Source organism: Aquimarina sp. AU119 (assembly GCF_900312735.1).
GTDB lineage: Bacteria > Bacteroidota > Bacteroidia > Flavobacteriales > Flavobacteriaceae > Aquimarina > Aquimarina algiphila.
This window is the reverse complement of sequence record NZ_OMPF01000009.1, coordinates 81,229-102,302: the sequence shown is the minus strand read 5'-3', so window position 1 is coordinate 102,302 and position 21,074 is coordinate 81,229. Positions and strand designations below refer to the sequence as shown.

15 protein-coding genes and 1 other RNA gene are annotated in these 21,074 nt (G+C 31.5%); 12 read left to right on the top strand and 4 right to left on the bottom strand.

Going from position 1 to position 21,074, the window contains the following annotated elements; genetic code table 11:
• From DK442_RS08560 to DK442_RS08535, 6 genes are all read left to right on the top strand, one after another.
• Positions 1-1,481, top strand: a 1,481-nt coding sequence (locus DK442_RS08560; RefSeq protein ID WP_200825100.1) for a gliding motility-associated C-terminal domain-containing protein, incomplete at its 5' end; no start/stop codon positions are given.
• A 607-nt stretch (positions 1,482-2,088) separates the two neighbouring features.
• A complete protein-coding gene (locus DK442_RS08555; RefSeq protein ID WP_109435447.1) occupies positions 2,089-2,394 on the top strand; it encodes a hypothetical protein in 306 nt (101 codons plus the stop codon).
• A gap of 36 nt (positions 2,395-2,430) precedes the next feature.
• On the top strand, positions 2,431-3,387 hold the full coding sequence (locus DK442_RS08550; protein WP_109435446.1) for a type IX secretion system membrane protein PorP/SprF: 957 nt from the start codon (positions 2,431-2,433) through the stop codon (positions 3,385-3,387).
• A 174-nt stretch (positions 3,388-3,561) separates the two neighbouring features.
• On the top strand, positions 3,562-4,377 hold the full coding sequence (locus DK442_RS08545; protein ID WP_109435445.1) for a mechanosensitive ion channel family protein: 816 nt from the start codon (positions 3,562-3,564) through the stop codon (positions 4,375-4,377).
• A gap of 1,917 nt (positions 4,378-6,294) precedes the next feature.
• The gene (locus tag DK442_RS08540) at positions 6,295-6,951 is read left to right on the top strand and encodes an RNA methyltransferase (protein ID WP_109435452.1); all 657 of its coding nucleotides are present in this window, start codon (positions 6,295-6,297) and stop codon (positions 6,949-6,951) included.
• Between the two features lie 39 nt (positions 6,952-6,990).
• Complete coding sequence (locus DK442_RS08535) at positions 6,991-7,356, top strand: VOC family protein (RefSeq protein ID WP_109435444.1); 366 nt, start codon at positions 6,991-6,993, stop codon at positions 7,354-7,356.
• Between the two features lie 66 nt (positions 7,357-7,422).
• Here the strand turns inward: DK442_RS08535 and DK442_RS08530 are convergent, their stop codons facing one another.
• The 3 genes from DK442_RS08530 to DK442_RS08520 all read right to left on the bottom strand — a co-directional run bounded on the left by DK442_RS08530 (position 7,423) and on the right by DK442_RS08520 (position 11,342).
• Positions 7,423-8,187 carry a carboxypeptidase-like regulatory domain-containing protein gene (locus DK442_RS08530; RefSeq protein ID WP_109435443.1) on the bottom strand — a complete coding sequence of 255 codons (765 nt, stop codon included), beginning with the start codon at positions 8,185-8,187 and terminating at the stop codon, positions 7,423-7,425.
• Positions 8,188-8,321: 134 nt separating this feature from the next.
• The gene (locus tag DK442_RS08525; RefSeq protein ID WP_109435442.1) at positions 8,322-10,085 is read right to left on the bottom strand and encodes a DEAD/DEAH box helicase; all 1,764 of its coding nucleotides are present in this window, start codon (positions 10,083-10,085) and stop codon (positions 8,322-8,324) included.
• Between the two features lie 204 nt (positions 10,086-10,289).
• Positions 10,290-11,342 (bottom strand): glutaminyl-peptide cyclotransferase, encoded by a 1,053-nt coding sequence (locus DK442_RS08520; protein WP_109435451.1) that lies wholly within the window; start codon positions 11,340-11,342, stop codon positions 10,290-10,292.
• Between the two features lie 88 nt (positions 11,343-11,430).
• On the opposite strand from DK442_RS08520, the gene ffs reads away from it, so the two are divergent.
• The 3 genes from ffs (at position 11,431) to fsa (ending at position 13,265) form a co-directional block, all read left to right on the top strand.
• Positions 11,431-11,529: signal recognition particle sRNA small type (gene ffs / locus DK442_RS08515), an RNA gene on the top strand.
• A 98-nt stretch (positions 11,530-11,627) separates the two neighbouring features.
• Entirely contained in the window at positions 11,628-12,449 is an 822-nt protein-coding gene (locus DK442_RS08510; protein WP_109435441.1) for an SDR family oxidoreductase, read from the top strand.
• A 162-nt stretch (positions 12,450-12,611) separates the two neighbouring features.
• Positions 12,612-13,265: a fructose-6-phosphate aldolase gene (gene fsa / locus DK442_RS08505; RefSeq protein WP_109435440.1), complete on the top strand. Its 654-nt coding sequence runs from the start codon at positions 12,612-12,614 to the stop codon at positions 13,263-13,265.
• Positions 13,266-13,325: 60 nt separating this feature from the next.
• Here the strand turns inward: fsa and DK442_RS08500 are convergent, their stop codons facing one another.
• A complete protein-coding gene (locus tag DK442_RS08500; protein ID WP_109435439.1) occupies positions 13,326-14,771 on the bottom strand; it encodes a peroxiredoxin in 1,446 nt (481 codons plus the stop codon).
• 267 nt (positions 14,772-15,038) lie between these two features.
• Between DK442_RS08500 and DK442_RS08495 the strand changes: the two genes are divergently transcribed.
• The 3 genes from DK442_RS08495 to DK442_RS08485 all read left to right on the top strand — a co-directional run bounded on the left by DK442_RS08495 (position 15,039) and on the right by DK442_RS08485 (position 20,988).
• A complete protein-coding gene (locus DK442_RS08495; protein WP_109435438.1) occupies positions 15,039-16,664 on the top strand; it encodes an ABC-F family ATP-binding cassette domain-containing protein in 1,626 nt (541 codons plus the stop codon).
• 352 nt (positions 16,665-17,016) lie between these two features.
• Positions 17,017-17,448 (top strand): hypothetical protein, encoded by a 432-nt coding sequence (locus DK442_RS08490; RefSeq protein WP_109435437.1) that lies wholly within the window; start codon positions 17,017-17,019, stop codon positions 17,446-17,448.
• Positions 17,449-17,451: 3 nt separating this feature from the next.
• Complete coding sequence (locus DK442_RS08485) at positions 17,452-20,988, top strand: T9SS type A sorting domain-containing protein (RefSeq protein ID WP_109435436.1); 3,537 nt, start codon at positions 17,452-17,454, stop codon at positions 20,986-20,988.
• The last annotated feature ends 86 nt before the right edge of the window (positions 20,989-21,074 follow it).

The following is a 21,074-nucleotide window of genomic DNA, read 5'->3' as shown; positions in this document are numbered from 1 at the left end:
CTACAGCGGGAACACTATCCGGAACTCAGGAAGCATGTATCGCCGGTACGACTACCTTTAGTTCTACAGAGGCTGGAGGAAGTTGGAGTTCAGCCGATATTAGCATAGCAACGATTAATTCAAGCACTGGACTGATTACCGGAGTAGCAGCAGGTACGGTGACCATGACCTATACAGTAAGTGGTACAGGGGGATGTCCTGATGCTACTGCAACCAGGGATGTAACCATAACAGCAGTACCAACTATTAGCATTACAAGCGGGCCAACTTGTTCAGCAGATAAAACAACATATTCAATGGAAGTTACTGTTAATGGTGGAGTTGTAACAAGTACAACTGGAATAATAACAAATGTTTCTGGTAATATATGGAGTATTACAAATATTATATCAGGAGATAATGTGGATATTACAGTAACTACTGTCAGTTGCCAAGAAATGATTTCAATAAATTCTCCTTCATGCATTACTGCTAATGATGATAATGTAATTATAGCGGGAGATACGGGTGGTAACTCGACTAATATTGTTGATAACAATGACACTATTAATGGTAATGGAGCTACTCTAGGAGTAGATGTAGTTATTACTTCCATATTAGACCCAAATCCAAGCGATGGTGTCAGTCTTGATATTGCAACAGGTGAAATATTAGTATTGCCTGGTACACCACCAGGAGATTATACAATCAGATATAGTTTATGTAGTATAGCTATACCTATTGATTGTGATGACGCGATAATAAATGTTAGAGTTGGAAATGTAAATAGTATATCAAATTTAGAATTAACCAAGGTAGGTGTTTATATAGATGCCAATAATGATAACGTTTTAAATGTAGGAGATGAAATACAATATTCTTTTACAGTTGAAAATAATGGGAATGTAGATATAACAAATATTGTTCTTATAGATCCATTAGAAGGAATAGAAGTTATCGGAGGTCCTATAGATTTGGAAGTAGGAGAAATAGATGTGAATAGTTTTACAGCTACTTATATTTTAACAGAAGAAGATATACTTTTAGGAGAAGTAACCAATCAAGCAACTGTAATTGGTCAAAATCCTAATGGAGAGGATGTGACCGATATGTCAGACGATCCTTCAAATGATACTAATATTGATATAGATAATGATGGAGATTTTGAAGATGAAACAGTTACTGTAATTCGTATGGATGATGAGATTATTATATATTCTGGTGTGACTCCTAATGGGGATGGAGTTAACGATGTATTTATGATAAATGGAATAGAAAAATATGAAAATACATTAGAGGTTTATAATCGTTGGGGAGTCAAAGTATTTGAAGCTGATGATTATGGAAGAAATGATAATTTTTTCAGAGGAGTTTCTAAGGGTAGATCAACTATAAAAGAGAGTGAAGAGTTACCTGTAGGGACATATTATTATGTGCTTGAATATATTTTAGCATCTGGAGAAAGAAAAAATAAAGCAGGCTATTTATATATTCATAGATAGTAGCTTTTCAAGTTTTAATTAGTAATAATAAACTATAATAAAATGAAAAACACACATTGTTAATTTAAATAGGGTAGTCGGTACTGATTGCACTATTTGATAAAGAATCTTTGATATTGGAAATCAAGTAGTTGAAGTAGGTTTACGGTTTTAGCGTATTTATTTTGATGTATGAGTGAAGTACCAATTAAAGTTTTATCTATAAATTTATGATGTTAAAAGAAATATAATATAATTGATATTGTTCTAAAACAATAGGTTTTTAATAGAAGAATTTTATCTTAAATATATTGTTTTCTTACCTCTTTATCATAGATTTTTGATAGTCAACTAAGTTTGTTAAAATGGCTAAAATTGATATGATAGTACAATATATTATACGGTGATATTATTTTAAAAAAAATAATACTGAAAACCATATTTTATAACAATTCAAGGAACCTTGATTTTATGAATGTATTCTTTGTTATACAAAATGATGAATAAGTATAATTGGTATTCTTCTTTTTGAAGAAAAAATAAAAAAACAATCCCGCTATTATAAAACTTTGGCGAGCTAGTAATTAGTGGGGGTCTGAGTAACGATAAATCTAATATAATAACCACTATGAGGTTTCAATTTTTTACATCATTAGATGTATGTAGTTTTTTTTCTTCAAACGATATCAATCAAGATATCAATTCAAACTCTATTCAACAACAAATAAAAGTTACCTCTAATTATTCTATATTTTTTTTAATAGGAATACTTGCTTTTTTATTATGTACATATTTATTTATAGCATATTCATTTTTAGAAACCTCTTCTTCATTAATACTCAATAAACATGATGAAATACGAATTGAAGGCAAAAATGTTATCATTTATAAAAATGGCAAATATGCAAATGATATCTCAATGATATATTTATAATCTTTTATCAAGATTAGGTATACAAAATTGTCGTCTATGAAAATTATACATATAATAATTACTATAGTACTTTTGAATGTTGTGTTTCATAATAGTTATGCGCAGCAAGATGCTCAGTATACTCAATATATGTATAATACTATTAGTGTTAACCCTGCCTATGCAGGAAGTCGAGGAGTACTTAGTATTATGGGATTGCATCGCAGTCAATGGGTTGGTTTGGATGGTGCACCTCGTACTCAGACATTAACAATTAATACCCCCATGGGAACTAATGAACGTTTAGGGTTAGGATTGTCAATCGTTAATGATGAAATTGGTCCAACGGATGAGACTTATTTTGGTATCGATTTTTCATACACAATACCACTATCTGAAAGAGGAAAACTGAGTTTAGGAATTAAAGCAGGAGGGCATTTACTAAATGTTGATTTCCAACGATTATCTCAGTTTAACGGTAATGATGCTTTATTTGAAAATAATATTGATAATAAATTTAGTCCACAAATAGGGGTAGGGTTTTACTATCATACTGATAAATTTTATTTTGGTTTAAGTGCTCCTAGTCTCTTAGAAACTAATCATTTTGATGAAAGTAGTACAAGTAGTGATAGTGAAGCGGTTAGCTTTTTGGCAGAAGAGCGTATTAACTATTATCTGATAACTGGTTATGTATTTGATCTAAATGATAATTTAAAGTTTAAACCAGCAGTATTAGGTAAATTGGTTTTTGGAGCACCATTACAAGTTGATGTTTCTGCAAATTTTTTGATGTATGAACGGCTAACTTTAGGAGTTGCCTATCGCTGGAGTGCAGCTGTGACAGGTCAGATAGGTTTTCAAATATCTGACGCATTAATGATTGGTTTAGCTTATGATAGAGAAACAACTGAACTGGGACAAACACAATTTAATGATGGGAGCTATGAAGTAATGTTAAGATTCGAGCTCTTTAAAAAATATAATAGAATGTTAACTCCTCGCTTCTTTTAAATCATTATTTTTCCTAATATAGTGGTTGATAGAAAAAATCAATTTGATAATGTTATTTCCAAAATGATTGGTTATTCTTTTTAAGAATTTATATATAAATTTTATATTCAAAAAAAGAATAATAATAAACATAATAATATTCTGTTATCAATACACAACTAACACTCTAAACAAATGGAAAAAGCTCAAGAATGGTTTAATTATGGTATCGAATTAGCAAAAGAATTTGGTCCAAAGCTAGTTACTGCAATTTTAATTTTTATTATAGGATCATGGGTAATAAAAAAAATGATAGGAAGTGCTGGACGAATAATGGCTAAAGGGAAGTATGATGAATCTTTGCAGAAATTTTTATTAAATCTTGTAAATTGGGCCTTAAAAATATTTTTGATTATCCTTGTGATTTCCAGATTAGGGATAGATGTCACTACGTTTGCTGCTGTAATTGCTGCTGCTGGTTTAGCTGTTGGTTTAGCATTACAAGGATCCCTATCTAATTTTGCTGGTGGAGTACTTATCATGATTTTTAGACCTTACAAAATAGGGGATTTTATTGAAGCACAAGGAGTAGTAGGATCTGTAAAAGAAATTGAGATTTTTACAACAAAATTAATTACACCAGGAAATAAATTGGCTATTATACCTAATGGAGCTCTTGCAAATGGTAATATCATTAATTATACTGCCGAAGGTGTGATGAGAGTAGACCTTACTATAGGTATCGGTTATGATGAAGATATTAAACAGGCCAAAGAAGTATTGTTACAAGTATTAGTATCTAATCCAAAAGTTCTACAAGATCCCGCACCATCAGTAAATGTATCTCAATTGGGAGAGAGCTCTGTCGATTTTGCTGTCAGACCTTATTGTGCTCCAGAAGAATATTGGAATGTATATTTTGAAACGTTAGAAAACTGTAAACTTGCTCTAGATAAAGCAGGAATAGAAATTCCTTATCCTCATTCTGTAGAAATTCAAAAGAAAGCTTAGTAATAAAGAGAGAGAAATATATCAGGAGTTTAATGTGTATATTCTTCTTAAAAGCTATAAAACTAATTAACTATCGGAAAACTAGAGTATTATAATTATTTTGAGGATTTAATGCAGCTTGTTTTCCATAATTTGACGTTTTTTAAAAAAATAAAAACGGATAAAAGGCGTTAAATTATAGTTAAAAATAACTTTATTTAATTTCTATTGAAGAATATTCTTACTTTTTTTGTTTGTTGAAAATCACTGTTATTAAATTTCAAATCATTGTTTTTTAGGTGTTTATGACTTTTTTTGATTAGAATTTTAATTTATGTTATTTGAATTTTTTAGCGTATAAACGGGATAAAGATTTTTTACGGTTTAACCGTAATAATTAGGTGTTTTTGTCGTATGTGTGTTTGGCAAATTGTGATTATCTTTAAGTATTGTTTTTTAGTAAAACATGAAATATAGTTTAGAAGAATAAAAACTTATTTTCTTACCCCTACCTTTTGGTTTTTATATTCTATATATTTTTAATTTGTAAACACGTAGTAAGGTCAAATAAAATCTATATATGTAAATATATATCATATATTTTTATTGATATATATAAGCAATATATGTACTATTTGTTTAGTACATGAATTATGATGAAAATAAAAATTGGTAAATAGTAAAATATGTTTTGGACAATTAGCTAGGAGTATTTTTTATAAAAATTATACTGTATACTAGACTAGATGTTTAAACAAAACAACCCCGCAATTGTAAAACTTTGGCGAGCCAACAAAAGCAGGGTCTGAATAACGATTAATTTAAAAATTAACCATTATGAGTGGATTATTAATTCTTGCAATTACAAGATATAATTTATGGTCTTGTTTTAATGAGACTTGTCTTTCCTTAAAAGAAAAGAAGATACATTCTTTTGGTAATTTTTCAAGTGCGAAATATAGGTATTCTTTATCTTTTTTACGGTATTCCCGTAAGTTTTTTAGCACTTTCTTAACAGTTTTTTTAACAGAGTTTAGAGCTTCTACATGCTATAAGAATATAGTTTATAGTTGTAATAATTTGATTTTCAGTGTTTTTTTTGTTTTTAAAAAGATGACGTTAAGCGATATATTTTTCCCTATTCATAAAACTAATTTATCAGGTTTTTATAAGATTGAGGAGATGCGTTATGATATATAATATTGAAGAAGAAAAATAAAACCAATTACAATATTTATGTGATTGATTATAAAGTACATTTTGACAATGTGTTTACTATAAACCTCCTGTTGTTAGGGGTAATTTCAGGAGGTTTTAATTTAAAAAGTAGCATTTGTATTGTCAAATAAATAAAATGAAACTAATTATTAAAATATAATTAGTTATAAGGTTACATTTTGACAATGTGTTTACTATAAACCTCCTGTTTTTAGGGGTAATTTCGGGAGGTTTTATATTAATTTACAACTAGTCAGAAAAAAATAAAATAACTAATGGAGATTAGTTATAAGAGTACATTTTGACAATGTGTTTACTATAAACCTCCTGTTTTTAGGGGTAATTTCGGGAGGTTTTATATTAGTTAGCTTTATTGATCAGATAAAAATATAAAGTAGCTGATAACTATTTAGTTATTAGTTATAAAAATACATTTTGACAATGTGTTTACTATAAACCTCTCGTTTTTAGGGGTAATTGCGGGAGGTTTTATATTGTCAAAAATCAAATGATTTCATATTTTAATTTTACGTGTTTTTAAAATCTGAATTTTAGATCTAGGATTACATTATCATTTTAATTTCTATTAATGTGATATGTATTCCTATGTTAATATAAATTAAGTTAAATTAAGTAGATGGGCAGAGGGTTGTTTGATAAAACTATCAGACGACCCTCTTTTTTGAGTTTATAAGTATATTGTTTTATATTTTAGCAGCTATGATAGATATAAAACTGCTTGAATATTTAGAATCTTTTCTTACTCCTAGACGACAATATCTTAATAAAAAAGTTTTAGACAATAGAACAAATTATTTTACAGTTGCCGTAGAAGATGTATACCAATTACATAATACAAGTGCGGTGATAAGAAGTTGTGATGTGTTTGGTGTTCAGAATGTACATGTAATTGAAGAGGTAAATGTAAAACGGATAGATAGAGAAATTGCTATGGGAGCACAAAAATGGGTTGATATTAACCGGTATTCATCTACAAAAGAATGTATTGATGTTCTTAAAGCTAAAGGATATCAAATTGTGGCAACTTCTCCGCATGATGACTCAAAGGTTTTAGGAGATTTTAATATTAATCAACCCGCTGCTTTTTTCTTTGGAAGAGAGCAACAGGGGTTGAGTGATGAAGTACTTGAAGCTTCAGATAGTAGATTACATATACCTATGGTTGGTTTTACAGAAAGCCTAAATATTTCGGTGTCTGCTGCAATTATACTACAACATGTGACTTCTCAACTTAGAGATACAGAGATTAAATGGCAATTGCAAGAAGAAGAAAAACTACAAAAGCGAATGGAATGGGCGAAGAAAGTTATTAAAAGTCATGAGCAAATTATTGCACGTTACCATGATAATAAGTAAATTTCAAATAAATAAAATAACAGTTAAACGTTTTATATTATGATAGCATGGTTTGAAATTCCCGTTACTGATATGAATAGAGCAAAAGCTTTTTATGAAAAAGTATTCGATATTGAGATTTCCATACATGACATGGATGGCTTGCAAATGGGATGGTTTCCTAATAAAAATCAATCTGGTATTGCTACAGGATCTTTAGTTGAGGCAGAAGGTCATTATACTCCAAGTGAGAATGGGGTTTTAGTATATTTTTCTTGTACAGATGTATCAAATGAAATGAGTAGAGTAGAAGATGCTGGAGGAAAAGTAGTTCTAAATAAAAAGCAAATTTCTGAAGAGCATGGTTATATGGCTTATTTTATAGATTCAGAAGGTAATAGAATTGCACTACACTCTTCAAATTAAAAAATAATCAGGTTTTATTTATGATATGAAGACGTACTTTATAAATAATACTTCTAATTTAATCTTTTATTTTCTGTCTAAAATTTTGTATTCTTCATAACATTCACTTATTGCATCGAGGATTTGAAGATCATTAGCGAATTTTATAAAATCGATAGAATAGTTACAATTGCGAAGTATTTCGTCTATATCTAAACGTTCTACCTGGAGTAATGCTGTTAATGTCGCACGATCAAACTTGGTTTCCAAAAGATTTCTGATTTCATCGTCTTTTTTCATCTTACGAAGCTTTCTGAGCTCTTTAGATCGTTTACTAAAAATGTTATAGAGAAAATCTGCAGGATTAAATATAGCTCCTAAAACTTTATTGACAGCTCCGGGTTGTTTGCTGCCTCCTTCATAACCAGAATTTAATCCAGAAATACTATATCTATAGTTGTTGTAAATAGGAATTCTTTTAGCATCGATCTCCAGATAACCAGTTAGCTGTACATCGGCAACTACAACTTCTTCTAAGGCAATACCTAGTTCGGTCATTTTAATTTTAACTTCTCCAAACTTAATCCAATCATTGGTAACTCTAACCCGTAATGGCTTGTATCCGATATAAGAAAAATAAAGAGTATCATTTACTTTGGCAGGAATATTAAAATTTCCAGAATCATCAGTAATAGTACCAATTACCTGACTAAGGTTCACAATATGAACATTTTCTAATGTTTGGTCTGTAGCAGCATTTAATACCTTACCTGATACAGCTTCAGAATTATTGTCCTGTGCAAAAGAGGTTATACCAATGATTAGTGCTATGTAAAATAATATTCTCTTCATGTATTATAATATGACGTTCATTTTTTAATAATATAACATAAAAATCGCGCCAAAAATCATATTACTTTGTTAAACCTTGGTATTCAATAGATTAATTTTTAAAAAATATTGAATACCAAGACATATCATTTGATTTATCTGCGATCGCTACGCTTTCTTCGATCTCTTCTTTGATTTCCTCCACTACCTCTGTCTTCATTAGAGCCAAAGCGCTTTTTACCTTTTGGTTTAAAGTCGTTACTTCTACGTTTTCCTTTATATCCTCCACCATCATCACGACGGCGTCTTCCGCCTCTTCGGCCAGAATCTTTAGAAATTTCTACATTAACTTTTCTGCCTTCCATTTTGAAATTTTCAAAAACAGAAAGCACAAGTTCTTGATGCTCAGCATTAGTATTAAAGAATGAAAAACTTTCTTTTACATCTACCCGACTTAAAGAATCACTTCCTAACGACAAGACATCTTTAAGGAAGTCTTTTAAAGTCATCCAATCAAATCCATCTTTTTCTCCTACATTGATAAAATAACGAGTACTGCCATCATTGTTTCTAGAATTACCCTCTCGATCACTGCCTATAGCATTTAGATCTCTGGATTTTTTATAATAATTATGAAAACGTGAGAATTCTACTGAAAAGAATTTTTTAATCAATTCTTCCTTAGAAAACTCTTCTAATACTTCATTAATAGAAGGTAAGTAACTATCGATTTCATGATTTATTTCTGCTTTTCCGATATCACTTGCCAAGTGAAATAACTGAACCTGGCATATTTCTTCTCCACTTGGGATTTCTTTTTTCTCAAAATTCTTTTTGATGATTCGTTCTACAGACTTAATTTTTCTAACTTCACTTTTAGAAACAATGACCATAGAAACTCCACTTTTCCCTGCACGTCCAGTTCTTCCGCTTCGGTGGGTATACGTTTCTATCTCGTCAGGAAGTTGATAATTAATAACATGGGTTACGTCATCAACATCAATCCCTCTTGCAGCAACATCTGTAGCAACCAGCATTTGAATTTGTCGATTTCTAAAGCTTTTCATTACCAAATCACGCTGATTTTGACTTAAATCACCATGTAAAGCAGCAGCGTTGTATCCATCCTCAATAAGATTTTCTGCTACTTTTTGTGTATCTCTTTTGGTACGACAGAATACCACAGAAAAAATATCAGGATTGGCATCTGATAGACGTTTTAAGGCAGCGTATCGGTCACGAGAGTTTACTACATAATATTCGTGAGAAACGTTTTTAGATCCTGTGTTTTTATGACCTACAGTAATTTCTATAGGTGTACTCATGAAACGTTTTGCAATTGTAGACACCTCTTTTGGCATGGTGGCTGAGAATAACCAGGTGTTTTTGTCTTTTGGAGTATGAGATAAAATAGCATTAATATCCTCATAGAATCCCATGTTTAACATTTCATCTGCTTCATCTAATATACAGTAACCAATATTAGAAATATCAACCAATTTACGATTGATCATATCTTGCATTCTTCCAGGAGTAGCAACAATGATCTGCGCACCACGTTTTATTTGTTTTGCCTGATCAGTTATACTTGCCCCTCCATAAATGGCTACAGTATGTAACCCTGGGACATGTTTAGAGTAATTTTTAAGTTCATTGGTAATTTGTAAACATAGTTCACGAGTAGGAGAAAGGATTAATCCTTGTGTAATTCTACTCTTATTATCTACTTTTTCAATTAAAGGAAAACCAAAAGCAGCTGTTTTTCCTGTACCGGTTTGCGCTAACGCAACGATATCTGTATCTTCATTAAGCAAAATAGGGATTGCCTTTTCCTGTACCTCACTCGGGGTTTCGAAACCCATATCATTCACCGCCTTTATAATGGCTTCACCTAGGCCTAATGCTTCAAATTTATTCATATAGCTAAAAATAAGCCGCAAAGGTACGGTTTATTATCTGTCTATTACAATAACGAGGTACTTATTATAGTGTTGCAATTCGTATTAAAGTTAGGGCTGATAATTTTACGTGTTTCTAAACCCATTTTTTGAATGGTGTGAATAGTTTGATGGTCTTAAAATCGTGGTTAATTCATTTAAATTTAGGTGCTTATGCTTATTTTTTTATTGCTTTATTACTTCAATTTCAAAAATTTTATCCCAATTTTTACCAGTTACAAAAAGATGTTTGGTATCTGCCTTATATGCTATACCATTTAAGACATCCAGATTTTGATGTTGTAATACTTTTTTACGTAAGCCACTTAAGTTAATGACTGCTTCTAAAGCACCATTTTTTGGATTAATTATAGCAATACCATCTTTTTGCCAAGTATTTGCATAAATTTTACCTTCCACCCATTCCAGTTCATTAAACCTTGATTTAGCACCTTTATTTGTGGTTACTTCGATATAACGTTTTTCTGCAAGTGTATTGGCATCAAGAATCCATATTTTTTGAGTACCATCGCTTTTATAAATATCGGTACCATTATTACACAAGCCCCAACCTTCTTTACTTTGATTATATGCAAAAGTTCCTGTTTTTTTTAAAGTTGTGAGATCATAAATAAACCCTTCTTTTGCAGTCCATGTTAATTGAAATATTTTATCATTTAATATGGTAATTCCTTCAGCAAAATATTGCTTGTCAATATCTTTTTTTACCAGAACTTCTCCTGTTTTGTAATTGACCTTTCTTAGTGTAGATTTTCCTTTTTGTCCTGTACTCTCATAAAGAGTATCTCCAAAAAATTCTAAGCCTTGAGTAAAAGCTTCTTTGTCATGCGGGTATTCTGCAATTATTTTGTAGCTGTATAATTTAGGAGATGCATTATTAAGAAAAGTTATCTTTTTGGTAATGGTATCTATATTACCACCATAGAATACTTGAGCTTTTAGTATATGATTTCCTAATCTTTCAGTGTCTATTTTTTCTTCATATTTAAAATCATTTTTTACAATGACTCTCTTATCATCTAATACATATGCTACAGAGTCAATTTTAATATTCTGTTTATTTGTAATATCAGCTTTTATCGTCTGACCAAGCACGAATTTGGTTTGATTATCTTCTGTAATGATGGAAAAATATTTTTTTTTCTTTTCCTGATTGCTGCCGCATGAAAAGATAAATAGACTTAATATAATGATGACGAAGGAGTTATGAATCTTCATTTGTGTGGTTAAATTTTGAAGCAAGATATTTATTTTAATTGGGTTTAAAAAATCATTGTTTTATTTACTAAAGATTGTATCTTTGCACCGGCAAGTCCTACACAACTAGCTCCTGTTGAATCCTCCAGGGCGGGAACGCAGCAAAGGTAGACGGTTGTAGCAGTGTGATGTAGGTAGCTTGCCTTTTTTTGTACAATAAATTTGACAAATTCTCACTCTTTTCTTATTTATAATTCATCAATTCTTTAATCGAAATTCGTAAATCAGAATTGTATATTTGCGTATATGAACACAAATCAAAATACCACTGTTGTTTTAATCACCGGCGGCTCCTCAGGAATTGGGAAATCAATAGGTGCATACCTTACAGAAAAAGGATATATAGTATATGGTACAAGTCGTAATCCTTTAAGGTTTCCTGATTTTAATATGTTTAGCCTCCTTCAGTTAGATGTGGCTGATACTGATAGTATTACATCTGCGGTTAAGATAATTGAAGAAAAACATGGACGTTTGGATGTGTTGATAAATAATGCAGGTGCGGGGATAACTGGTCCTATAGAAGAGATTCCAGAAGAAGAAATAATTAGAAACTTTACGACAAATTATTTTGGACCAATTAACGTAACGAAGGCTGTATTACCTTTAATGCGAAAACAAGGTAGTGGTTTGGTAATTAATATAACTTCTATAGCAGGGTATATGGGACTACCATATCGTGGAATTTATAGTGCTTCCAAGGCTGCTTTGGAAATGACTACTGAAGCATGGCGAATGGAATTAAAGAGTTTTAATATCGAAATGACCAATGTAGCTCCGGGAGATTTTGCTACAAATATTGCAGCGGGTCGATACCATGCTCCGGTTATAGATGGTTCTCCGTACGAGAAACCATATGGGGATACTTTAAAGTTAATGGATGGACATGTCGATTCTGGCAGCAATCCTTTAGAAATGGCAGAAGCTGTTTTTAAAATTATTAAAAGTAAAAAACCTAAGGTGCATTATAAAGTGGGAGTATTTATGCAGAAATTCTCAATTGTGCTAAAACGAATTTTGCCGGATAAGATGTATGAGAAAATGTTGATGAATCATTATAAGTTATAATTTTTACACTGTAGGTATAAAACTGGTTATATATACCTGATGAAAAATAAGTTGAGATAGAAAAGAAATCCCTAAATAAACGAAAAGATTGTTTACCGCAACAATGATTATTTTTATATTCGCGGTCAATAATAAAAACACAACAATTTTAAACATAGTACTATGAAATTTTTTATTGATACAGCTAATCTTGATCAAATTAAAGAAGCGCAGGATTTAGGAGTTTTGGATGGAGTAACTACAAATCCGTCTTTGATGGCTAAAGAAGGTATCACTGGTAAAGAAAATATAATTAATCACTATAAGAAAATATGTGATATTGTAACTGGAGATGTTAGTGCAGAAGTGATCTCTACTGATTTTGAAGGTATGATAAAAGAAGGAGAAGAATTAGCAAAACTTCACGATCAAATTATTGTAAAAGTACCAATGATTAAAGAAGGAGTAAAAGCAATTAAATATTTTAGTGATAAAGGTATAAAAACTAATTGTACTCTAGTTTTTTCTGCTGGTCAGGCTTTGCTGGCTGCTAAAGCGGGAGCTACTTATGTTTCCCCATTTATAGGAAGATTAGATGATATTTCTACAGATGGTCTTAATCTTATTGCAGAAATTAGATTGATTTATGATAATTATGGTTTTGATACTCAGATATTAGCTGCATCTGTTAGACATACAATGCATGTAATCGATTGTGCTAAAATAGGAGCTGATGTGATGACTGGTCCTCTATCTTCAATAGAAGGTTTATTAAAGCATCCATTAACAGATATTGGACTTGCTAAATTTCTTGAAGATTATAAAAAAGGAAATTAAAGAAAAAGAATACATCTTTTAAAAAGTATTTAGAAAGCTACTCTTCAAATGGGTGGCTTTTTAGTTTTCTAAACTTGCCAATTGAGTATATTGCATTAATTGTTTTTCAAAAATAGAAGCAAATAAATTAGCCTTAGCATTTATGATTTTACCTTCATTATCAACAAGGATTACTTTGTTTCTATAATGTATTACAAGTTCTTCTGATGAGCATTTAGGATACTTAAACTCATATTCGTAATTCAGGTTGTAGTGATGCCTTTTGATTGTTTTTAACCAGTTTTTTGTTTGTTCATCGTCAGTATTTACTGCAATAAAATCGATACCGGGATATAACGTTTTTAAGTATTCTGCTTTTTTATGAGCTCTTACATAATGATCTTTACTTTCCATAGACCAAAAATACAGTGCAGTAATTGGTTTATTAAAAAGAGAAGATAGTTTTACGACTTCTCCTTTTGAAGTAATTAATTCTTGATCAGGAATAACATGATTTGGTCTTAATTTTGAAATTGAACGAGTAAGTTTTCTTAATTCCCGTTGAGATCTTTTATTAGAGCTTACTGATAAATAGTGTTTTAATATTTTATCAGAATCAGGGTTGTTTTGACTTTCTAATAAAAAATTAGTAGTCGCCCGTCTTAGTAAACTATTTTTTATATAGGGATGATCTACCAAACTATCAATTAAATTTAGTTTGTGTATGATACTTCCTACTTCACCTCTGTATTGTGATAGCTCATTAGAATAATTTGCCAGGGAAGAATTTGTAAAATAATAATTTAGATATCTGTTATATGCATACAATCTTTTTAATTCATCATCATTAAGATTTATGCTGACTCTATAGTCAAAAAAGGATTCTGGAAGATCCTTTGTAGCATCCAGACCTCCAATACCGTAACGGCCATGATAATAGAGTTCATGTCTAGTGTAATAATCTAATATAAAACTAGCTTGAGTAAGTTTTTTGGCTAAATCGCTTAATTCGTATTTATTCGTAAGTTTTTCAAATCTCTTTAGTTTGTATCTTAAAAGAGAATCTTGATCCTTTTTAAAATAAGCGGGAGAAAATTGTAAACCAGTTCTTTTTAATTTTTGACGTTCCATTTCATTTTGAATAAACATTTCGATCAAGAAATTGTTTTTTCCCGCACCATCTCCTGTGAAAACAAGAGATTCATCAAATTCTAATGTATTCAATCGTATAAGAATACTATCTCCTTTTTCAAGAAGAACAACTTGGTTCTCAGGATTATGTCGGAATGAATATAATCCGTTTTCTAAATTTTCAATTTTATGTAAAAACCTATTATTTTTATCTAATAAAATAGTATCCCTATAATCGTACCCTTTTGATAATATAACATAATTGGTGTTTGGGTTCACAATTTCTCCGCCAAAATAAGTGTATTCTCGTTTACTGTTTTCTGGAGTGTCACAACTCCATAGTAAACAGGAAAGGAAAGAAGCTTGAGCAAAATATTTTAATACGGAAAATTGCATTTTGGGTACTATAAAATTAACTGACTATTCGCTCAAAAATAAAAGGAAACTCCTTTTGCCGTTGTTAATTATACGTTAATTCTATATCTGTTAAGGAATTAAGGGAATCTATTGTTTTTTACTTCATTTTTTTTGTTCAATGATTATGCTTCGAATTCTTTATAAACAGAAGGAAAGTATAATAAATTAATGATAGATTGTTTCAGGTTCTGAATCCATTTTTCTACTTTTGCGGCGAATTATAATTTTTTTCAATTTTTCATAATTATGCTATCAGTTTCTAATCTTTCGGTTCAATTTGGTAAACGAGTACTCTTTGATGAAGTAAATACAGCTTTTACCCAGGGGAATTGCTATGGTATTATTGGTGCTAATGGTGCTGGTAAATCAACATTTCTCAAAATTCTTTCTGGAGTTATGGAACCTACATCTGGTCATGTACATTTGGAACCAGGAAAGAGGATGTCTGTTTTGGAACAGAATCATTATGCATATGATGAATATACAGTATTAGAAACTGTAATTATGGGAAATAAGCAACTGTATAAGATAAAGAAAGAGATCGATGCTTTGTATGCTGATTATACTGACGAAAATGCAGAGAAAATAGGAGAGCTTCAAGTACAGTTTGAAGAAATGAACGGTTGGAATGCTGATAGTGACGCAGCAGCAATGCTTTCTAATTTAGGTATCAAAGAAGATTTACATTACACGCAAATGTCAGATCTTGATACAAAACAAAGGGTTAGAGTACTGCTTTCTCAATGTTTGTTTGGTAATCCAGATGTATTAATTATGGATGAGCCTACAAATGATCTTGATTACGAAACGATATCATGGTTAGAAAGTTTTCTTGCAAATTATGACAATACTGTAATTGTGGTGTCTCACGACCGTCACTTTCTTGATGCCGTATGCACCCATATTTCTGACATCGATTTTAGTAAGATTAATCATTATAGTGGTAACTATACATTTTGGTATGAATCGTCTCAATTAGCAGCAAGACAAAGAGCACAACAAAACAAAAAAGCAGAAGAAAAGAAAAAAGAATTACAGGAGTTTATTGCACGATTTAGTGCCAATGTAGCGAAGTCAAAACAAGCTACCTCTCGTAAAAAAATGATCGAAAAACTTAATATTGAGGATATCAGACCATCCAGTCGACGTTATCCTGCAATAATTTTTGAAAGAGATAGAGAAGCTGGAGATCAAATTTTAAATGTAGAAGGGTTATCCGCTTCTGTGGATGGAGAAACATTGTTTAGTGGTATTGATGTTAATCTTAATAAAGGTGATAAAGTCGTTGTTTTTTCAAAAGATTCTAGAGCGACTTCTGCATTTTATCAGATATTAAATGATAAACAGAAAGCAGATGCAGGTAAATTTGCATGGGGAATTACTACGACTCAATCTTATTTGCCAGCAGATAATAGTGAGTATTTTCAGAACGATTTGACTCTGGTAGATTGGTTACGTCAGTGGGCAACTACAGAAGAAGAAAGAGAAGAAGTTTTTATTAGAGGTTTTCTGGGGAAAATGATTTTTAGCGGAGAAGAAGCACTTAAAAAATCAAATGTTTTATCGGGAGGAGAAAAAGTTCGTTGCATGTTGTCTAAAATGATGATGACAAGGGCCAATGTATTGATGTTGGATGAACCAACAAACCATCTTGATCTGGAATCTATTACAGCTTTTAATAATTCTCTAACAAAATTTAAAGGCACAATCCTTTTTACTACACATGATCATGAATTTGCACAAACTGTAGGTAATCGTGTGATTGAATTAACTCCGAATGGTGTTATTGATCGTTATGCTACTTTTGATGAATATATGAGTGATCCAAAAATTAAAGACCTTCGGGAAAAGATGTATGCTGTGAATGTTTAACTTGATGCTATTCGTTCTAGATAGGATATTATTTGCCTCATCAAAAATATAAGTGCTAAATAATTGATCTTACATTATCTCATTTTTATTTCTTTTGTAAGATTTAAAAAGGCTAATAATTTAGCTTAGTTTTTTATCAATGACTTAAGGTTTGTTTTTTTGAAATAAAGAATTAAGTAGTTGATTTTTAAAAAAATAAAAACTACTTTAGCAACACGTATTAGATTATATTTTGTTGCTGTGTCAGCATATATATATTCTCTCAACATTTCTTCCCCAAAAAAAATAGAGAGAAGTTACTAATTTAACTAATGGCTAATACAGTTTTAGAAGTAATTTATAAAATACAATAATGCTATTGAGAAAAACTACAATTCTCTTTTTTCTTGGTTTGACGATATTTTCTTTTGCACAATGCAAAACTTTTGAAAATAAGGCTCTTGTACAGCAAGACAAACAATCACCTCACCCTATTACAAAAATGGGAAACGACACTATAGTTTCAAAATTGAATGGAGACAAATCTATGGAGCTCCAAATTAAAAAAATTATAAAGCCGGGTGATCCTGCATTTCATTTTGAGTACATTGTATACAATACGGGAACTAAAAATATAGTAAAAGAAGGGTATTTTAGAGGAACTAATGTAGAATGGAACGATAATACTTCTTTGAAGCTTATTCCATATGTAGGTATGGAACAAAAGCCGGCATCTGACAATCCCGAAGATGCACTTCTATCAAACACTCAGACAAAAATAACAATCATTAAATTAAATAACTAACTCATGAAACACAAATTCAACTTAAAGAAACTACTCATTTTTGTTTTTTTGTTAGCGGTATTTTCTGCTTGCAATACGAATAAAGAACAAAAGATTACAGAGATAAAAACTCTCGAAACTAGTAAAAAGCACAAAACAAAAAAAGATTACAGTAAAAAGAAAGGTATTGAGGAAATTGCTAAACATATTTCTGATTTAATGAAGCCAATTGGAGCGGAAAAATCGACTTATGAAGATGGTTTTATGATGACGGAGCATCAAAAAGCTATGAAAAATAAAAATAGATTTGCTGCAAAAAGCTCAAGTATAATTAATTTTAAAGAACGTGGACCTGTAAATGTACCAGGTAGAATACGTGGTATACAAGTAGCGCCGGATAATGAGGATAAATGGTATGTTGGTACTGTTGGTGGTGGACTTTGGTTAACAGAGGATGCTGGAGTTACATGGCGAAACTTAACCGATTATAAGGTGCCTAGTTTATCTACTTCTACTGTAGTTATAAGTGATAATAATCCAAACACGATTTATGTAGGAACTGGAGAACCATTTGGTAATTTAGATGCTATTGGTGGTATAGGAGTTCTTAAAAGTACTAATGCCGGAGATAGCTGGGAGTTTTTACAAAACACAAAAGAATTTGGAGGAATTGGTAGATTAGTAATAAATCCTGCCGATGAGAATAACCTTGTAGTAGCTAGTGATAATGGTATTTTTGTTACTTCAGATGGTGGGACAACATGGCAAAATACTTATACAGAGGGGAATGTTCAGGACCTTGATTACGATCCTTCAAGTTTTAATACACTATATGGAGGGGTAAACGGTATTGGTGTTATAAAAAGTACAGATGGTGGATTAACTTGGGATTTGGTTTTAAACAAGGATGATTTTAATGAGAACCATGCAAGATTCGAACTAGATGTGTCTCCAGTAAATACAAATAAAGTTTTTATTTCAGTATATACACCAGGAGGTAATGCTACTACCGCTGTAAACACAGATTTTTATGTAACAAGTGACGCCGGAGCAAGTTTTAAATTAATTGGTTTTGAAGGGGCTCCAGCAGAAGGAAATTTGATTACAGGACAAGGATGGTATGACAATATTATTAGAGCTCATCCTTTTAATGAAAATGTTTTTTATGCAGGTGGAGTTGTAATGCATAGAGTTGAAATTAACAAAGCAACTATTAAAAATGGAACAACGGCAAAAAACAAACCAGTTCCAGACGGTCCTTTAAACTATACTTTTCAACCTATCGCTGCTGGATATAATGGAGAACTTAATAATTATGTGCATGTAGATCAGCATAATATTACTTGGATAACCAAGGGCGTAGAAAAGAAATTTAAATTAATTCTTGCTAATGATGGAGGAATATATCATACAGATTATTTATTGGATCCAGGAACAACCCTTAATGATTGGTCTACTGCAGCTACAGGATTAAACTGTACTCAGTTTTATGGAGCTGATAAACGTAATGGAGTTGAAGACTATATTGCAGGTGCACAAGATAATGGTACTTGGGTATCATTAACAGGTGACAGTGCAAATGATGATACAGCGTATACATTTATTATCGGTGGTGATGGATTTGAGGTATTATGGAATTATGAAGATTCAAATAAATTTATCGGAGGTTCACAATATAATGGATTCGAACGTATTGTAAATGGCCAACGGTTCAATGCAAGACATGGGGAATCTGGTCGAGGAACTTCTCCTTTTTATTCTAAAATAACAAATGCTAACAATAATCCTAATGTTCTTTTCAGTCCAAGTGTTAGTGGTGTATGGAGATCAACTAATTTTGCAGAATCTTGGGTGCTTACTGCTATTCCGAATAATTTTTCAGTAGGAGCCTCTAGTGCATTGGATGTTTCTGTATCAACTGCAAACCCGGATGTTGTATGGGCAGGAAATGCAATGACAGAATCTGGTAGCTATGTGATTCACGTATCTAAAGATAATGGTGTTTCTTATGAACCCACTGCTTTATTCTCTGATCCTAGAGATGGTATAAATCACAATTATTTTATCTCAGGAGTTGAAACTTCATCAACGGATGAGAATAGAGCCTATGTTTTGTTTTCTGGACAAGGAGCTGCTAAAATTTTAAAAACTGAAGATTTAGGTCAGACCTGGGAAGATATTTCTGGTTTTTCTACAGGAGAAGATAGAGGATTTCCCGATGTTGCGATTCATAGTTTGGTAGAAATGCCTTTTGATGAAAATAAATTATGGGTAGGAACCGATATAGGAGTTTTTCAAACGCTTGATGGTGGTAAAAATTGGTCATTGTTAGCTGGATTACCTGCATTTTCTGTTTGGCAAATGAAAATCGTAAACAATGAAGTAGTAATGGCTACTCATGGTAGAGGGGTTTGGACCGCCGCATTGGTTGAATTAGAAGGATATGAACCTCCAGCATATTTTGCACCACCAACAATTGTAAGTGCGGTTCAAGAGTCAGTAGAAAATCAAAATGTGGTGGTTTCTTATGTTCAAGAGAACGAGGATGCTGAAAAAATTGTAGTGTATGTAGATGGAGAAGAAACGGCAGAAATAACAGATAATGTTGCTCAAGGAACTACATTTACTTATACTATAGAAAGTTTGGAAGAAGGAAACCATAGCTTAGGGTTACAAGCAATAGATGCTTCTGGTACAGCATCAGTTTTGTCTTCTGTTTCATTTGATGTTATTGATTTTACAGAGCCACAAGAATTGGTTTCTATCAAGACTTTTGAAGCATCAGATGTATATACTTTTGGTGATGAATTTGTTATCAACACGGTTGATGAAACAGTAAGTCAGGCGGTGCTTAATAACTCTGGACATCCTTATTTGATTAATAAAGAATATCGTACTGTTTTAAAACATCCAATCACACTTACTGCAGATAATGGAGATTTTACTTATGAAGATGTTGCGATTACAGAATTTGATCCTACACCAGGTAGATTCTATGACTATGTGACAATAGAAGCTTCTAGTGATCTTAATAATTGGGTAACTTTAGATGCTTATGATGGTGAGAAATTTCCCGAATGGACCGATGTTGTTAATTCAGGTCCTACACCTTCTATAAATGATGATTTATTTAAAGAACAATCTATTAATCTATTAGATTTTTTCAATGCAGGAGATGTGATTGCTATACGTTTTAGATTAATTTCGGACCCTGGAGTAACCTCTTTTGGTTGGGCTATACGATCTATCAATGCTGAAAAAGAAGTGGCTCCGGAAGAAGAAATAGTGGAGGAGGAAGTTCTTAGAAATACACAAGATCCGATTCTTTATCCAACAATTTCTAACGGGCAGGTGAGAATATCCTCTGGAGGTACAGTTCTTAATAGTGTTATAGAGGTATATGGATTAAGTGGAAGACTTGTATATTCAAAAGCGTTAGGAACACTAAATAATTCAGAACAATCATTATCTCTTGAGAACCTTAATTCAGGGATGTATTTGGTTAAAATTTCTGGATCAGGTGGTTTTAGAACAAAAACATCTAGAATTATCATTAACTAACTAGATTATTATTAATAATATAGATGTAAAAACCTACAAACTCTTAGTTTGTAGGTTTTTTATTTAGGATAAAATACTATAAAAAA

Coding starts and splice junctions, on each gene's coding strand:
- DK442_RS08555 (WP_109435447.1), top strand. CDS start 2,089: ATGAGGTTTCAATTTTTTACATCATTAGATGTATGTAGTTTTTTTTCT.
- DK442_RS08550 (WP_109435446.1), top strand. CDS start 2,431: ATGAAAATTATACATATAATAATTACTATAGTACTTTTGAATGTTGTG.
- DK442_RS08545 (WP_109435445.1), top strand. CDS start 3,562: ATGGAAAAAGCTCAAGAATGGTTTAATTATGGTATCGAATTAGCAAAA.
- DK442_RS08540 (WP_109435452.1), top strand. CDS start 6,295: ATGATAGATATAAAACTGCTTGAATATTTAGAATCTTTTCTTACTCCT.
- DK442_RS08535 (WP_109435444.1), top strand. CDS start 6,991: ATGATAGCATGGTTTGAAATTCCCGTTACTGATATGAATAGAGCAAAA.
- DK442_RS08530 (WP_109435443.1), bottom strand. CDS start 8,187: ATGAAGAGAATATTATTTTACATAGCACTAATCATTGGTATAACCTCT.
- DK442_RS08525 (WP_109435442.1), bottom strand. CDS start 10,085: ATGAATAAATTTGAAGCATTAGGCCTAGGTGAAGCCATTATAAAGGCG.
- DK442_RS08520 (WP_109435451.1), bottom strand. CDS start 11,342: ATGAAGATTCATAACTCCTTCGTCATCATTATATTAAGTCTATTTATC.
- DK442_RS08510 (WP_109435441.1), top strand. CDS start 11,628: ATGAACACAAATCAAAATACCACTGTTGTTTTAATCACCGGCGGCTCC.
- fsa (WP_109435440.1), top strand. CDS start 12,612: ATGAAATTTTTTATTGATACAGCTAATCTTGATCAAATTAAAGAAGCG.
- DK442_RS08500 (WP_109435439.1), bottom strand. CDS start 14,771: ATGCAATTTTCCGTATTAAAATATTTTGCTCAAGCTTCTTTCCTTTCC.
- DK442_RS08495 (WP_109435438.1), top strand. CDS start 15,039: ATGCTATCAGTTTCTAATCTTTCGGTTCAATTTGGTAAACGAGTACTC.
- DK442_RS08490 (WP_109435437.1), top strand. CDS start 17,017: ATGCTATTGAGAAAAACTACAATTCTCTTTTTTCTTGGTTTGACGATA.
- DK442_RS08485 (WP_109435436.1), top strand. CDS start 17,452: ATGAAACACAAATTCAACTTAAAGAAACTACTCATTTTTGTTTTTTTG.